This is a genomic window from Streptomyces sp. NPDC030165, from assembly GCF_055573595.1.
The window spans coordinates 185058-199869 of sequence record NZ_JBVIBD010000009.1; the positions used below are offsets into that span (position 1 = coordinate 185058).

General features: G+C 70.1%; 14 protein-coding genes and 1 pseudogene. 4 read left to right on the forward strand and 11 right to left on the reverse strand.

Annotated features, from left to right (window positions below; translation table 11 throughout):
* Window positions 1–19 precede the first annotated feature (19 nt).
* Complete coding sequence (locus tag ACZ4Z1_RS19040; protein WP_468487740.1) at window positions 20–1774, reverse strand: glycoside hydrolase family 15 protein; 1755 nt, start codon at window positions 1772–1774, stop codon at window positions 20–22.
* A 403-nt stretch (window positions 1775–2177) separates the two neighbouring features.
* On the opposite strand from ACZ4Z1_RS19040, the gene ACZ4Z1_RS19045 reads away from it, so the two are divergent.
* Complete coding sequence (locus ACZ4Z1_RS19045; RefSeq protein WP_468487741.1) at window positions 2178–2849, forward strand: serine hydrolase domain-containing protein; 672 nt, start codon at window positions 2178–2180, stop codon at window positions 2847–2849.
* Window positions 2850–3010: 161 nt separating this feature from the next.
* Here ACZ4Z1_RS19045 and ACZ4Z1_RS19050 read toward each other — a convergent pair whose 3' ends face one another.
* The 4 genes and pseudogenes from ACZ4Z1_RS19050 to ACZ4Z1_RS19065 all read right to left on the reverse strand — a co-directional run bounded on the left by ACZ4Z1_RS19050 (window position 3011) and on the right by ACZ4Z1_RS19065 (window position 5324).
* On the reverse strand, window positions 3011–3895 hold the full coding sequence (locus ACZ4Z1_RS19050; protein WP_468487742.1) for a proline iminopeptidase-family hydrolase: 885 nt from the start codon (window positions 3893–3895) through the stop codon (window positions 3011–3013).
* Complete coding sequence (locus ACZ4Z1_RS19055; protein WP_468487743.1) at window positions 3892–4062, reverse strand: hypothetical protein; 171 nt, start codon at window positions 4060–4062, stop codon at window positions 3892–3894. The genes ACZ4Z1_RS19050 and ACZ4Z1_RS19055 overlap by 4 nt, the downstream gene beginning before the upstream one ends.
* 352 nt (window positions 4063–4414) lie before the next feature.
* Window positions 4415–4603 (reverse strand): annotated as a pseudogene (locus ACZ4Z1_RS19060) (membrane dipeptidase); the annotation flags it as partial.
* 268 nt (window positions 4604–4871) lie between these two features.
* Window positions 4872–5324, reverse strand: a complete 453-nt coding sequence (locus ACZ4Z1_RS19065; protein ID WP_468487744.1) for a nuclear transport factor 2 family protein — start codon at window positions 5322–5324, stop codon at window positions 4872–4874.
* A 317-nt stretch (window positions 5325–5641) separates the two neighbouring features.
* On the opposite strand from ACZ4Z1_RS19065, the gene ACZ4Z1_RS19070 reads away from it, so the two are divergent.
* Entirely contained in the window at window positions 5642–7261 is a 1620-nt protein-coding gene (locus ACZ4Z1_RS19070) for a fibronectin type III domain-containing protein (protein ID WP_468487745.1), read from the forward strand.
* A 224-nt stretch (window positions 7262–7485) separates the two neighbouring features.
* On the opposite strand, the gene ACZ4Z1_RS19075 is transcribed toward ACZ4Z1_RS19070, so the two are convergent.
* Both ACZ4Z1_RS19075 and ACZ4Z1_RS19080 read right to left on the reverse strand, forming a co-directional pair.
* On the reverse strand, window positions 7486–8274 hold the full coding sequence (locus ACZ4Z1_RS19075) for an inositol monophosphatase family protein (RefSeq protein WP_468487746.1): 789 nt from the start codon (window positions 8272–8274) through the stop codon (window positions 7486–7488).
* Window positions 8275–8395: 121 nt separating this feature from the next.
* Window positions 8396–9169, reverse strand: coding sequence for a hypothetical protein (locus ACZ4Z1_RS19080; protein WP_468487747.1), 774 nt, complete (start codon window positions 9167–9169; stop codon window positions 8396–8398).
* A gap of 320 nt (window positions 9170–9489) precedes the next feature.
* On the opposite strand from ACZ4Z1_RS19080, the gene ACZ4Z1_RS19085 reads away from it, so the two are divergent.
* Window positions 9490–10041 carry a CchlQ gene (locus ACZ4Z1_RS19085; protein ID WP_468487748.1) on the forward strand — a complete coding sequence of 184 codons (552 nt, stop codon included), beginning with the start codon at window positions 9490–9492 and terminating at the stop codon, window positions 10039–10041.
* A 263-nt stretch (window positions 10042–10304) separates the two neighbouring features.
* Here the strand turns inward: ACZ4Z1_RS19085 and ACZ4Z1_RS19090 are convergent, their stop codons facing one another.
* Together ACZ4Z1_RS19090 and ACZ4Z1_RS19095 are read right to left on the reverse strand one after the other, a co-directional pair.
* Window positions 10305–11114, reverse strand: a complete 810-nt coding sequence (locus ACZ4Z1_RS19090) for an SAM-dependent methyltransferase (protein ID WP_468487884.1) — start codon at window positions 11112–11114, stop codon at window positions 10305–10307.
* A gap of 118 nt (window positions 11115–11232) precedes the next feature.
* Window positions 11233–11811, reverse strand: coding sequence for a rhodanese-like domain-containing protein (locus ACZ4Z1_RS19095; RefSeq protein ID WP_468487749.1), 579 nt, complete (start codon window positions 11809–11811; stop codon window positions 11233–11235).
* Between the two features lie 155 nt (window positions 11812–11966).
* On the opposite strand from ACZ4Z1_RS19095, the gene ACZ4Z1_RS19100 reads away from it, so the two are divergent.
* Window positions 11967–12245 (forward strand): metal-sensitive transcriptional regulator, encoded by a 279-nt coding sequence (locus ACZ4Z1_RS19100; RefSeq protein WP_468487750.1) that lies wholly within the window; start codon window positions 11967–11969, stop codon window positions 12243–12245.
* Between the two features lie 286 nt (window positions 12246–12531).
* Here ACZ4Z1_RS19100 and ACZ4Z1_RS19105 read toward each other — a convergent pair whose 3' ends face one another.
* Both ACZ4Z1_RS19105 and ACZ4Z1_RS19110 read right to left on the reverse strand, forming a co-directional pair.
* Window positions 12532–13278, reverse strand: coding sequence for a TSUP family transporter (locus ACZ4Z1_RS19105; protein ID WP_468487751.1), 747 nt, complete (start codon window positions 13276–13278; stop codon window positions 12532–12534).
* 100 nt (window positions 13279–13378) lie between these two features.
* Window positions 13379–14761, reverse strand: coding sequence for an MBL fold metallo-hydrolase (locus ACZ4Z1_RS19110; RefSeq protein ID WP_468487752.1), 1383 nt, complete (start codon window positions 14759–14761; stop codon window positions 13379–13381).
* Window positions 14762–14812 lie beyond the last annotated feature (51 nt).

Sequence of the window (14812 nt, forward strand, 5' to 3'; positions counted from 1 at the left end):
TCCCGGGCCGAGCCCCAGCTCAGGCGGGGTCCGGCCCGGTCAATCGGGCACCCGCTTCGAGGAGCAGGGCGTGCACGAACGCCTGGGGGAGGTTGCCCCGCAGCTGGCGCTGCTCCACGTCGTACTCCTCGGCGAACAGCCCGGGCGTACCGCAGGCGCTGCGGGTCCGCTCGAACCAGCGGAAGGCGGCGACCCGGTCGCCCCCGGCGTGCGCGGCGAGCGCCATCATGAAACCGCAGAGCAGGAACGCTCCCTCGGCTTCGCCCAACGGCCGGTCACCATGGCGGAACCGGTAGAGATATCCGTCCTGGGCCAGCCGCTCCTCGATGAAGCGCCGGGTGCGGTACGTACTGGGGTCCCTAGGATCCAGGCAGCCGCGGGACATCGGCAGCAGCAAGGCGCCTTCGGCGCCCGCGTCGTCCTCCGCGCGCAGCCATACGCCGTCGGACCGCAGGCAGCGCCGCCGCGTCTCCGCCTCGACGGCGTCGGCCAGCTCGTTCCGGCTCCGCGCCGCCGGACCCGGGACGTCGCGCGCCACGGCCCGCAGCCCGGCCACGACGCTCAGCCGCGAATGCGTCCACCAGCGGTCCTCCAACTCCCAGACTCCCGCGTCCGCCCGCCGCCAGTGCCGTTCGACGCTCCGCACCGCGACCTCCACCGCCCACTGCCCGTCCCGGTCCAGACGGCCGTGCCGGGCCGCCGCGGCGAGCAGTTGCAGGGCTTCCCCATACGTGTCGAGCTGGAACTGCCGGCCCGCGCGGTTGCCCACGAAGTCGCTGCCACCCGGATATCCGACCAGCGGCAGCGGACGCTCGTCGGCGACCGGGCCGCCGTCCACCGTGTAAGCGGGCCGGAGCCGGTCACCGTCCTCCAGGACCCGGGCGCTCACGAACCGCACGGCCCGGTCCAGCAGCGGGTGCGGGCCGTGGGCGGCCACCGCGAGCCCGGCGTAGCACTGGTCGCGGATCCATGTGTAGCGGTAGTCATAGTTGCGTCCGGCCTCGGCACGCTCGGGCAGGGAGGTGGTGGCGGCCGCGACCATGCCACCGGAACCGCTGGTCAGCCCGTACAGTACGGCGAAGGCGTGGCGGGCGTCACGCGGCGCGGCGGTGTCGAGGCAGCCGGGTACGGCCGCGCGCCACGCCTCTTCCGTTTCCCGCCACAGCCGCCGCGGCTCAGGCGCGGTGTCCGGCGGCCGCCGGCCGACGTACAGGACGAGGTCGCGCTCCTCCCCCTCCGGCACGGTGATGGCGGCCTGCCACCCGCCACCCGGGCCCCGCCGGACAGCCACCCCACCGAACCACAGATGCAGGCCGCCCCCCTCGGCTCTACGGCCGTCCGCCGCCCCGCGCTCCTCCGACATGGCCTCAGCACCGAAGCCGGGCCGCGGATTGAGCACGAGGTGCACACGGGCATCGCCCCGCACCGCCCGCACCCGCCGCAGAAGCACCAGCGCATCCCGCGCCCCGGGCAGCGCCAGCGCCTCCCGGCATTCGATGACGGCCTCGTCGGTGACCCAGCGGCTGACGTGGATCAGCGTGCCGTCCTCGTAGTGCCCGCCCCGCACCCGCCAGCCGTTCTGCGGCCGCACGGTGTAGTGCCCCGGCCCACCGACCAACGCGGAGAAGACCGCGTCGTCATGCCAGCGCGGCGCACACAGCCACACCACCTCCCCCTGCGGCCCGACGACCGCTCCGCGCTCACCGTCACCCAGGAACGCGTAATCCCGCAGGACCGCGGGCGCGGGTACGGCCGCGGAGAGAAGGTCTTCCATCGAGGTGCGCTTTCGTGCGGACGGACAGTTCGTACGGACGCCACACCTGTACCCGCTCCCGTGCGCGCAATGACCGCCGGGCGTCGGTGTCACTTCCATGGCTCACCGACACCTGGCCCGACATCCGGACTCGCCCCCTGCCGCACCTCTATCGCACCGCAAGGACGAGCCGCCTCTACAGCCAGACGCACAAATCATGCGCCGAATCTCTGGACAGGCGCCGCATGCATACGGCCAGGACGACGGCAACGCTGTCCGCATGCACATTCCGGCGGCCGCGCCTGCCCCGGGCCTCGCTGTGAAGGCAGCGGCCACATTCCGCGGCACAAGACGGAACCAACCGAACGCCGCACGCATCAGTCCTCACAGAAGGAGACCCATGCGATACAGGACGAGTGCTGTCGTGGCCTTGGCAATCACCTCTCTGCTCACAGCGCCTCCCGCATCGGCCGCGCCACCGCGGTGTGACACCGAACCCATCCGGACAGCGCTGAAGGCGCTCGAAGAAGTCGGCGCCTCAGGTATCAGCGTGACGGTGAAGAGCCCGCGCTGCGGTACCTGGAACGGTGGTGTCGGGCTTGCCGACCTCAGGCCGGGCCGTAAGGCCGTCGGCAATGAGCACAGCCGTATTGCCAGCAACACCAAGACCTGGCTCCCCAAGCCGGACATGCGCGGCTACGTGGACCGGGACGGGACGTTGCTGGACCGCACGGAATGGAACACCTCCGGGGCCGACGCATCGGGTGCGCTGATGTCCACCGGTGCCGACGCGACCGCTTTCTGGACCGCGCTGATGACCGGGAGACTGCTGGCCCCGGCTCAGCTCGCCGAGATGAAGAAGACCGTTCCGGACAGCTTCCCGGGCGAGCACTACGGCCTGGGAGCCGAGCGCTACGAGCGCGTACCGGGATTCGTCACCTGGGGGCACAGCGGCCATATGGAGAGCGGCCACAAATTCCGGAACGCGGTCACCGATGACGGACAGCGGGCCGTGACCCTGCTGATCGGCTCGGAATCATTCGACTCGGACAAGGTGAACACCATCATCGGCGACCTCATCCGTGACCTTCGCTGACGGGGCGCCTGGGCAGGGGCACGGGCTGTCACGGCGGTGTGCGACGACACCTGCGGGAACCTGATCACGGTCACTCAGCAGAAGTAACCGGCTTCGTACGGGCGCGAGCTGGGCCGGCCGTCACGCTGCTGAGCACCGGAAACGGCCGCCGGTGCCGCCCGCTAGACGGTTTCGTCCGGACGCGCCCGTGCTTCGACGCGTGCCATGTAGTCCTGAACGAGGGAGACGTACGCGTCGCGAAGGGGCGCCTCCTCCAGGTATCCCATATGGGCTGCGCCGGGCTGTGTCACATGCTCGGAATCCGGAATCCTCGCGGCGATATCGGCGAGATGCGCGGGAACGCACTCGTCGAACTCGCCACCGAGAACGAGTGCCGGAACCTGGATCCGCTCAAGTGCGTCGAAAATGTCCCAGTCCTTGAGAGTGCCGGTCACGTGGTAGTCCGCGTGCCCGATCATGGTCCGGAACGTCGTCACACTCATGAGTTCCGGTTCCAGGCTCACGGAAGAAGTGCGCAGCACGCACGCGCGCAGGTACTCCTCCTGGGCCACCCGGTAATCGGGATCGTCCGTCTCGCCTCTCAGCTCCCGGCCGTAGGTGCGGTCGAGTACGTTGCCCGGCAGTTTCGCCATCAGGTCCCGGACCTCCTGCTCGAACCGGGGCACGCTCGCCAGGCCACTGGCACAGATCAGGCTGGTCCATTCCGGCGCCCGCTCCGCGGCGTACTGAAGGCCGAGCATCGCTCCCCAGGAGTGTCCGTAGACGTGCGGGCGTTCCAGGCCGAGCCCCTCGCACACCACGCCCAGCTCGTCGAGGAAGCGGTCCACCGTCAGCAGCGAGACATCACCGACCGGATCCGAACGCCCCACGCCGAGCTGGTCGTACCAGATGACCTCGCGCTCCTGGGCGAGGGGTGCGAAGGCGTCGAACAGCAGGTCACTCGGGTAACCCGGCCCGCCGTGGACGAGCAGCAACGGCACACCACCGCCGCCCGTCCTGCGATACCACACCTTGCCCCCCGGTACGGAAATCCTGCCTTCCCTCATACCGGACCCACCTCATAGGAATACTCCTCCATCCGGTCGATGGGATGTCGATCGAACCGGAAGTACATCGCGGCCGTTTCCGTGCACATGGACCGCACTTCGTCGATGTCACGCGATTCCAGGTGCCGCAGGCACCGAGTCGCCATCTCGCCGATGTTCTTTCTCATGTCACATTCCTCTGAGGGGACTGGTTCGGTGACCCCAAACATAGGAAAGAAGGCCCGCGGAGATAAGTCTTGACTTGGTTCTGCTCTTCGGGCAGCCGGGCAACATACGCGAAAAACCCGCAGGTCAGGGGGTGGCGGCGCGCTCAACAGGACATCTTCTGGAGGACAATCGGTAGTCGAACTCCTGGGGGCAGGTCCTGGGGGCAGGGCCGAGGCGGGGGCTCGCGGGAGCATGACGGGGGCAGCTCGCCCTTCGTAGCCGAAGAACGCTTCGGGCACGCAGGCGGGTCCCGCGGTGCGGTGTACTGCCGTTGGATTCCGGAACCCGCCCCTGACCAAGCGGAAGAAGGAAGTGGGAGATGTCGAACAGGATGCCCAGACGTTCCATCTCGTGCAGCGCCCGCACTCCGTCGGCGGTCAGCCGGCTGCCGGTGGCGTCCTCCCGGCTGCCGTCTGCGAGCAGGGTACGTCCCCGGTGGGCGATCGACGCCATCCGTACGCCCAGCCGGAACAGGGTGGTGAACAGCTCGACGGAGCCTTTCGCATGGGGGGACGGGAGAGACCGGCGCCTCGGGAAGGCTTGCCCTGCGCTCCGTGTCGCCTTCACGCACGCCTCCGGATGGCTCGGATGAACTCAGCCGCAGCGTACGTACGGCGAGCCCCCGGCCTCTTGGTCCGGGACGACGAATCAGCAGGCCATTCCTTGGCCGTACGGACAACTCCGAGACAGCGGCAGCACGCCCTGCCGCCTCCCCTCACACTCGCTGAGCCGGGCCGGGGCTTCCTGGAGTGACCCGCCACCGCTGAAGTCAGGCGCCCGCGCCTCCCTTTCGCGTCGGGCTCCGGTCCCGCTCCAGGCGGTCATAACAGTCGTAGTTGCGCTGGGCGGAGATCCTGCCGTCGCGGAATTCGAGGAAGACCGCGATATGGGCGCGCAATTCGTGACCGGCGGGCAGGTTTCCCATCGGAACGGCGAGAGTCCCGGTCCACGTCACTTCCATGGCCACCTGGTCGCCGGCCGCGACCGCATTGTGCACCTCGAACCGCTGGCGGCCGATGATTCCACGCCCTCGCTCCGCGCTCTGGAGCACGTCGGCCAGGTCACGCCGGACGCCTTCGGGAAACAGGACGTTGGGAAACTCCTGCTGTACCACCTCCTCGGCGAAGTAACGGGCCAGTTCCTCGCCGACCGCACCGCGAGAGACCGCCTCGTGATACTGAATGGCCGTTTCGACATGGGGATGCAACGGCAGCTCCGTCATGAGGCCCAGCGTAGTCAGGCCGTCGCGCATGGCACGTCTCCGTCCGGACACACCGCACCTCGCAGATCCCCGTCCTCATCCGACGCACAGCTCATCAGCACATGCGCCCAACTCATTCGCACCGATCTGCACCCCATCACCTCGCATCCGCTCCGTCCCGCCGGCGACGCGATTTCACCGTCCGTCGCGCGCTCTTCTGGCCGGTCCGCCACTGGCCGATTCCGCGATTGACGGCGGTACTTGCCGTATCTAGGTTCCCTGTCGCAACCGAGAAAGGAACGTCCGGGAACCGGACGACGGAAGCGAGGGGTGTGGTCATGGCAAAGCAGTACGTCACGTCGGAATGGGAATCTCCTGGTGAGTGGTACGGCACCATGAAGGCCACGGTCTGGAATTTCGAAAGCGAACCACTCGTCAACCCGGAGATCTCTTTCCGCGTGCAGTCGGACCAGAACGTCACCGATGTCTACGGCCTCGTCTGGCAGCGGTCGGGCAACGTGATCACCGGGCGCCTGGTGCCCGAGCGCCAGACCGTCCAGCCCCACCGCGGCGCGCAGGAGTTCAGGCTCGGCTTCGCCCGGTCCATGCCGGGCCCCGGCCCGCTGCCGACCGAGTTCAAGATCAACGGCCAGTCCGCCGACGTACCCGACGACACGACGCCGCCGGGCGTGCCGGGCAACGTACGGGTGGACACCCTCGGCCCGACGCAGGCCACCCTCTCCTGGAACCCCTCCACCGACAACATCGGCGTACTGGGCTACGAGGTGGCCTACGGTGGCCCCCAGCCGCTGCGCGTGAAGGACGAGACGGTGGTGATCTCGGGACTCTCGCCGACGACCAAGTACACCGTACGGGTCACGGCCCTGGACCTCGCGGGCAACCGTTCCGACCAGTCCCAGCCGCTGGAGTTCACCACGTCCGACAAGCTGCCGGACGGCGGCCCCTGGGACATGCCGCGCGCGCCGTACGTGGACTACATGGCCTGGCCGAACCCCAGCCTCCCCCAGTACGCCCAGGAATCCGGCGTCGACGGTTTCATGCTGGGCTTCATCGTCGCCAACAACAACAAGAAGCTGGCGTGGGCCGGGCAGGACGGCGCCGACTGGGAGGTCGACCAGAGCTCGTACGGCAAGAAGGACATCGAGCAGCTGGCCGCCACCGGCGGCAAGGTCGCCTTCTCCTGCGGCGGCGCCTCCGGGCGGCCTCTCGAAGCCGTCGAGACGAGCGTCCCGAAGATCGTCGAGCAGTACGAGGCGTTCCTGCGCAACTACGCGGTGGCACGTATCGACTTCGACTTCGAGGGCGACTTCCTGTCCGACGAGGCGGCCCATCTGCGGCACACGGCGGCGATCTCCCAGGTCCTCGCCAAGCACCCCGGCCTGAAGGTGTCGTACACCCTCCCCGCCGACGCACAGCCCGGTGAGGGGTCGGCGGGCTTCAGCCCGGTCGGCGTGAAGTTCCTGGCCAAGATCGCCGCCGCGGGCATCGACCCGGGCCTGATCAACGGCATGCTGATGGAGTTCGGCCAGAGCGCGCCGCCCGACATGTACGAGTGCTGCGTCATCGGGCTCAAGGCCATGCACGGCCAGATCAGTTCGCTGTGGCCCACCTGGAACGCCACGAAGGTCTGGAACCGTACGGGCGCCACTCCGATGTTCGGCTGCAACATCAACAAGCGGGTCTTCACCCTCGACAACCAGCGCAGCCTGGTCGAGTTCGCCCACGAGAACCAGCTCGGCGCCCTCTCCGGCTGGGACGCCACCCGCGACCACAACCAGGGCAACCCCGACGTCCAGCCGCCGTGCACCGTCGGCTGCGACCAGTGCGACACCTACCGCTGTACCTGCGTGGACCAGCGGCCGTTCGACTTCAGCAAGCTGATCGCCCTCTACAAGAACGGCGCCACTCCGACCATCGGGGCGCAGTCCCGGGGGTGACGCCCCGCCCTCTCCCTTCGGTTCGGCGAACGGTCGCATTGGGAGCGGCCGTTCGTCCGTATGGTCGGCAAGGCGTTATTCCGATCCCGGGTTCGGGTCCGGATCGCACTTCAGGGCCCGGATCCAGCTTTGGGTCCGGATCCAGCTTTGGGTCCGGACCCGGCTTCGGGGCCGGGTCCGGGTCCGGTACCGTCGCGAGTCGTGCTCGGTGGCGTGATCCGCCGTTAACCGTTCATCGACATCAGCAGCCGGTGCGTCTCAGCGTCGGCGGCCGCGACAAGTCCGCGACTGCCTTGTCCGATCGGTGCGCCGTCGATCCCGGTGACGACGCAGCCGGCAGCCTGGCACAGAGCGATGCCGGCGGCGAAGTGCACGCTGCCGGACAGGTCGCCGCCGTCCGTGACGTACGCGGCGCGTTTGCCTGCCGCGACCCAGGCCAGCGCGAGACTCGTGGATACGACGCGCGGCCGGAAGTGCTCCGCGAAGGAAGCCCGGGCCAGCAGCTCCACGGCCCGGAAGCCTGGCGCGCTGGGGAACGGCGGGTCGAGATTGACATCCACGAGCTGGGAGGCGGACGTGGGCAGCAGCCGGCTGTCGGCACCTTCGTTCCGCACCCACGCGGTCTCGCCGTCCGTGAAGAAGACCTCGCCGCTGAAGGGGTCGGCCACGGCCGCGGCACCGTTGCGCAGCGCCACGTTGACCGCGGCCAGCATGGTGCCGACGGCGTAGTTCAGCGTGCCGCACAGAGGATCGACCAGCCACTGCCGCGCGGCGTCCGCGGCACCTTGCTGCCCGCCTTCTTCACCGAGCACGGCGTCGTCCGGCCGGGCGGCGCGGATGACGTCGAGAATCGTCTTCTCGGCCGCCACATCGGCCGCGGTGGCGAAGTCTCCGGCCCCCTTGTCGATACGGTCGAGCCGCTGCCCGTACATGTCGCGCACCACGTCCGCACCGGCGCGGGCTGCTGCTGTCGCGACCCCGGTATCGTCAAGGTTCTCGAGTGAGTTGGTCATGTTGAGCAGGTTACGGGTGGTGAAGCCCGGCCGTTGACGGAGTGGCACGCACCAGCCGCGGACCAGCAGGGCGCCCGCCCTGGCTCCACACCAGTCGGACGCCCTTCGCGGCGCTCGCTCCTTACGGTTCGACGGTCGTCGGCTTCTCGGCGCGCAGATCGCTGACGAAACCGTTCTTCGCCACGCGCATCCAGTAGGAGTGCGACCGCACCTCGGACGGGATGTCCGGGTCACGCTGCAGCTTCCGGTCCATCGAAGTGGTACCGCTCGGAGCGTTCCACTGGAACGTGTAGGGGTGCCACACGCCGATCTCGCTGCTGTAGAAGGGCTTGCGCTCCAGCACGATCACCTCGTCCGGGTTTCCCTGTACGGGTTCCCAGTTGACGCGGACGGTGGCCGCATCGAGGCGGTCGACAGACGTCAGCCGCGGCGCCTTCGGGATCACCGAGGAGGAGGCGGGCTTGAGGGCGTCGCTGCGGATGGTCCTCGGTACGGACGGTTCGTAGTGCTCCGGGTGCTCCAGCTTGCCCGTGACGCGCAGCGTTGCGGGGGCCTGACTCTGCCCGCCCGCGCACGCGTCGACCTGGACGGCCTTGAACCACTGACCGGAGAGCCTCACGAAGTCTTCCTTCTGTACCGGCAGTTCGCGCGTGCTGCCGCCGACGACTCCGCTCACGGAGTAGACGTAACGGGAGTCGTCGGACCGGACCACCTGATAGCTGCACCGGTCGACGGCCGCGGCGCGCGCGTCGACCGCCGCCCGGAACGACGGCGCGTCGGCGGCGGTGCCGTCGGCGGCGGCCGACGGGGCGGCTGCGGCGGCACCCACGCCCGAGGCGAGCGCCCCGAGGCTCAGCGCGCACGTGGCTATGGCGGCGGCGATACGAGAAGTCATACATCCTCCGGTGACGTGACATCCAGCGGCTACGGCTCACGAGGAACCCGTGAGCAGGCGACCGGGAATACCGATCAAGACTGGACGCTACAGGCAATGAACGACCAAGAAACAGTCAACAACCAGCAAAGTGATGACTTCACGTCGAATTTCTGCAGTTGAGCCGCTGGACGGCTACGGTCGGTGGTCAGTGACCGGCGGATGCCGTCGTCCACGTCGCCCGCGCGCTCCGAGCGGGCCCCGGCCCCTGTTCTTCGGCGGGCGCTGCGCGTAGATTCCAACTACGGCGGTGTGATCACGGTTTGAGGGGGCGGGCCGGCGTGGACTGGGGGACGCTTGTCGCGACGGTCAGCGGTGGGTCGCTCGCCATTTCTGGCACCGTTCTGGCTGACTACCTACGCCGCCGCCACGAGAACGACCGCGGGGTCGGGGAACGGCGCCGGGCCGTGTACATCGAGTTCATCACCGCCACCGAGGCCTGCCATGCCCGGCTGCGCCAGATCGCCCAGTCCCCCGGTACCGACGCCGACCTGGACGCGGCCACCCGTACGGCACTGAGCGAGGCCGCGATCTACGAAGCGCGCGAACGGCTGTTCATCGACGCGACCACGGCGGTCGCCAGCGCCGGGCAGGCCCTGTTCGAGCAGCTCCGCGTCCTCCAGCGCGCGGTCGCGGCGGGCGCCGGACCGGCATCTCCCGCCTTCCACGCCGCCTACCACCCCTACATCGGCATGGTCTGGTCCTACCGGGTCGCAGTGCGCAAGGAACTGGAGGGCCAGGTCCTCTCTCCCGGGGCTTTCGGGTGGGGCAGGTGGGACGGCAGGGATAGGTGCCCAGTGTGCCGGGAAGCATCGGCCGTCACCGGGACGTGAACGAGGACTGCGATGCGTACGGGACGGACAGGTCGGATCGGGCGGGTCGGGCGGGTCGGTGGTGTAGAGCTCGTCATCGGCCAGATCTGCCGAGCCAGAGTGTCGGCGGGCAGGGGTCCGCTCCGGAGGACGGGAGGGGGTCCGGGTCCGGCCCGGAGGGGCCCCTGCCCGTTCAAAGGTGACGAAGGGTGAGGCTCCGCCGTGCCGACGGAGCCGGGTGGTCGCCGACCAGGTTGGGCCCGGTGGTGACCGGCCAGGTCACCTCAGGCGGACTTGCGGGCGACGGCCCCGTACATCGCGATGTCCCGGTCGTCGACCTGCTCCTGGTCGGCGTCGGGGCGCCAGTGGTGGACCTGGGTCAGTCCGGGAGCGACCGGGTCCAGCCCCTCGAAGAGCGCCTCGGCCTCGGCCTTGGTGCGCAGCCGCATGGGCATGCCCCGGCGCGCGTACTCGTCCGCGACCCGGTTGACCTCGCGCGGCGCGAAGTCGGCGGTTCCGATGGTCATGGCCAGGAAGCTGCCCGCGGGCAGCGGCTCCAGGAGGCGGCGCACCAGACTGTGGTCGTCGGGCGGCAGGATGAAGTGGAGGATGCCGATGATCATCAGGCCGACCGGCTGCCGCAGGTCCAGCAGTTCCTGGAACTGGTCGGACCCGATGATGGCCTCCGGGTCACGCATGTCGGCGTCGACGTACGCGGTCCGGCCCTCCGTGGAGCCGGTGAGCAGCGCCCGCGCGTGCGTCAGCACGATCGGGTCGTTGTCGACGTACACCGCCCGGGCGTCGGGCCGTACCTGCTGGACCACTTCGTGCAGGTTCGGGGAGGTGGGCAGGCCGGTGCCGATGTCGAGGAACTGCCCGATGCCTTCCTCACGGGCCAGGTAGCGGGCCGCGCGGTGCATGAACTTGCGGTTGGCCCGCATGTGGACGGGCAGCGCCGGCCATTCCTTGCACATCACGTCACCGGCCTCGCGGTCCACGGCGTAATGGTCCTTTCCGCCGAGGATGTAGTCGTACACGCGCGCCGAGTGAGCCGTACCGGTATCTATCCGGTCCACCGGGTAGCCCTGCTCCAACACCCTTGCTCCTTACGGTTGTACCTGCGCCACGACGGTCCGGCGCCACGGCGAGTGTATGCGGTGCGGCAAGGCGGAAGCCTACGGCGCCCGTTGGCGCTTGTCGGGCGCCCAGTGGCTACCGTCGGCCGCCGAGGGCTGCGAGTGTGGCGTCGAGGTCGGCGGCGCGGGGCCGGTTGTGGGGAAGCCTGGCGAGCAGGGACGCCATGCCGCAGGTGTCGGTGACCGCGGAGAAGACCAGGCCGCCGCCGATCGCGGCGGACAGCCAGCGGGCGTGGCGGTACCGGGTGCTGAGCGCGAGACCGGCCACCACGAGGGAGCCGGCGGCGAGGCGGACCTGGCGTTCCATGGGCCAGACGGCCCTGGCGCCGGTGTTCGCCGCGCGCTCGACCGGGTGCCCCTGTGCGGCCCAGGCGGCGGTGCCGCCGGTGAGGGTGGTGGCGGGGAGATCCGCGGCGGCGAGCTGTTTGCAGGCGGTGGCGGAGCGGTTGCCGGAAGCGCAGACCATCAGCAGTTCGCCGTGGGCGGCTGCCGCCTTCAGGGCGGGGAGGGCGGTCGCGAGGTGGTCGAGGGGGATGTTGTGGGCACCGGGCAGGTGGCCTGCGGCGTATTCGCCGGGAGTGCGCACGTCGATGACGGTGTAGGCGCTCAGGCGATCGACGGCCTGGCCGGGGTGGACGGCAGCTTGGGTGATCATGTGCGTGGGGCTCCTTTTCGATTCGTCACCCGGGGGTGGGCCCCGAACGGACTAGAATACCCGTGGGGGTATCAGATGCGCTCGAAACCACGCCCGGACGGGCTGAGGTACGCCCGAGTGTTGCCAGGACGCGGGCCGGTCACGGAGGAGGAAATGTGGAGCTGGAGATGGCGGCCGATGAACTGAAGAGCGTGCTCAACCGGCTGCGGCGGGCGCAGGGGCAGATCGCCGGAATCATCAGGATGATCGAGGACGGCCGGGACTGCGAGGACGTCATCACGCAGCTCGCGGCGGTCTCCCGCGCACTGGACCGGGCCGGGTTCGCGATCATCGCGACGGGCCTGCAGCACTGCATGGCCGACGGGGAGCAGGCCGGCGGGGACCGGGAGCAGATGCGGGCGAGGCTGGAGAAGCTGTTCCTTTCGTTGGCCTGAGGCCGGACCGAGGTCGGCTTGACATTGACCCGAGGCCGGACCGAGATCGACTCGGCATTGCTCCGAGGCCGACCGAGGCCGGCTCGGCATTGCTCCGAGCCGGCTTGACGGAGCTGGAGGGCTGGGGCGTTCGTCGGCGACGAGGTACTCGATGGCCGCGCTGCTCGCAGGCCTGGGGGGCACGGCAGGCTGAGACGTACGACGTCACGTGCCCCTGCCTTCCGCATCCCTGCATCCCGCGCCCCTGCCTCCCGCGTCCCTGCGTCACGCATTCCTGCCTCCCGCGTCATGTCACGGCCTCGACGATCATGAAGGCCGCCACGGCCAGCAGCGCGAAGGCGAACAGACGCTGCAGGCGGGGCCCGGAGACCTTCGCGGCGAGGCGTTTGCCGTCCCAGGCCGCCAGCACGGCGGCCGCGGTGAACGGACCGATGACCGTCCAGTCCAGGGAGCCGGCCACCCCGGAGCGGGTGGCCAGTGCGGCCAGCGAGTTGACGGTGATGACCAGCAGACTCGTGCCGACGGCAGCCTGCATCTCGAAGGCCAGTACGGTGACCAGGGCCGGTACGGCGAGGAATCTGCCTCCCACGCCGAGCAGCCCGGTCAGGGTTCCGAGCCCTGCCCCGGCCCCCGCGGCCCTCCCCGGCCGTACCCCTCGGCCCTCGGTCCTCGCCGCGGCGGGGCGCAGCATCATGAGCGCGGCGAGCGCGGCGATGGCCGCGAAGGCGATGGTGAGAGCGGCCTGGGGCAGGCGGGCGGCCGCGGCTCCGGCGAGGGCTGCGGGCAGGACCCCGGCGGCAGCGAACGCCGCTCCCGCCTTCCACCGCACGTGTCCGGCCCGCGCGTGTGCGTACAGCGCGGTCAGGGAGGTGGCGGTGACGATGAGCAGGCTCGCGGTGGTGGCCGCGGCAGGCGTGAAGCCGAGCAGGTAGATCAGCGCCGGCACGGCCAGCACGCTGCCGCCCCCACCGAGCGCGCCGAGCGCCAGGCCGACCACGCCGCCCGCGACCAGGGCCAGGATCAGTGCACTCACGCTGCCGAGCCGCCCCGGGTACAGCCACAGGCGCAGGCACGGATACAGGTACCGGTACAGATGCAGGTACAAGTACCGGCACAGGTACGCATGGCAGGCATCACGAGCCGGAGCCGGAGCCGGAGGCAGTGACGGCAAGGCCCGCATCGACCGCGGCCTCGAAACCGTCATCGACGGCGACGACCTCCCGCCCGACCGCGTCCAGGAGTGAGGCGGCGATCGCCGCGCGCATCCCGCCGGCGCAGTGCACCCACACGACGCCCTGCGGCACTTCGCCGATGCGGCCGTGCAGCTCGTGGACCGGCATGTGCACCGAGCCCTCGACGTAGCCGCCGGCGCGTTCCGAGGCGCGGCGCACGTCGAGCACCACGGCCTCTTCGCCGCGTGCACGGGCGGCGGCGAGGTCGGCGAAGGCGGCGCGCGGGAACGAGGCGAGTTCCGCGCCCTCGCGGATCCAGCCGGCCGGGTCGCCGGTGGCGGCAGCGGCCGGGCGGTCGATGCCGACCCGGGTCAGTTCGCGCTGGGCGTCGGCGATCTGCCCCGGCGTTGCGGCGAGCAGGGTGACCGGTTTGCCCCACGGCATCAGCCAGGCCAGGTACGTCGCGAGCTTGCCGTCCCCTTCGAAGTTGAACGATCCGGCCACGTGTCCTGCGGCGAAGGCGACACGGGTGCGCAGGTCCACCACCCACTCCCCCGCGGCCAGCCGCTCGGCGATCTGCCGCGCGTCGGCGGGCTCGGGCGGGGTGAGGTCGACGGGTGCCGGGCCTGCGGCGTTGGTGGGACCCATGTACGCGTAATAGGCCGGTACGTCCTCCAGACCGGCCAGCGTACGGGCGACGAAGGTGTCCACGTCCAGGGTGAGCGCGTCGTTGGCCGTACGTTCCTTGCCGATCGTGGTGGCGTCCCCCTCGGCCTGGGAGGAGGAACAGAAGCTGCCGAACCCGTGCGTGGGCAGCACACGCACCTCGTCGTCGAGCTCGTCGGCGAGGCGGCGGGCGGAGGCGTGCTGGGCGCGGGCCAGCTGCTCGGTCAGCCGCGGCTCGACCAGGTCGGGGCGGCCGACCGTACCGATCAGCAGCGACCCGCCGGTGAAGGCCGCCACGGCCCGGCCGCCGTCCTCCAGCGCGTACGAGGTGTGGTGCGGCGTGTGGCCGGGAGTGGCGATGGCGCGCAGCACCAGGCCGTCATCCACCGTGACCGTGTCGCCGTCGGCGACGGGTGTACGGGCGAACGAGACGTCCGCCGCGGCCGGGACCAGGTAGGCGGCGCCGGTGACGCGGGCCAGCTCCAGGCCGCCGGTGACGTAGTCGTTGTGTATATGGGTCTCCGCCACGTACGCGATCCGCACCCCGCGCCGCGCCGCGGCGGCGATCACCTGGTCGATGTCGCGCGGCGGGTCGATCACGACCGCGGCACCGTCGCCACCGGCCAGGTAGCTGCGGTTGCCCAGGCCCTCGAACGCCAGGGTGTCGACGAAGAACACGGCTGTGCCTCCTTCACGAGAACGGCTGTACCCCTGGGGGTATCTGTTGCC

Bases quoted from the DNA above. Each gene is read 5' to 3' on its own strand.
- ACZ4Z1_RS19070 (WP_468487745.1), top strand. From the start codon at position 5,642: ATGGCAAAGCAGTACGTCACGTCGGAATGGGAATCTCCTGGTGAGTGG.
- ACZ4Z1_RS19055 (WP_468487743.1), bottom strand. From the start codon at position 4,062: ATGAGAAAGAACATCGGCGAGATGGCGACTCGGTGCCTGCGGCACCTG.
- ACZ4Z1_RS19065 (WP_468487744.1), bottom strand. From the start codon at position 5,324: ATGACGGAGCTGCCGTTGCATCCCCATGTCGAAACGGCCATTCAGTAT.
- ACZ4Z1_RS19050 (WP_468487742.1), bottom strand. From the start codon at position 3,895: ATGAGGGAAGGCAGGATTTCCGTACCGGGGGGCAAGGTGTGGTATCGC.
- ACZ4Z1_RS19080 (WP_468487747.1), bottom strand. From the start codon at position 9,169: ATGACTTCTCGTATCGCCGCCGCCATAGCCACGTGCGCGCTGAGCCTC.
- ACZ4Z1_RS19095 (WP_468487749.1), bottom strand. From the start codon at position 11,811: ATGATCACCCAAGCTGCCGTCCACCCCGGCCAGGCCGTCGATCGCCTG.
- ACZ4Z1_RS19040 (WP_468487740.1), bottom strand. From the start codon at position 1,774: ATGGAAGACCTTCTCTCCGCGGCCGTACCCGCGCCCGCGGTCCTGCGG.
- ACZ4Z1_RS19075 (WP_468487746.1), bottom strand. From the start codon at position 8,274: ATGACCAACTCACTCGAGAACCTTGACGATACCGGGGTCGCGACAGCA.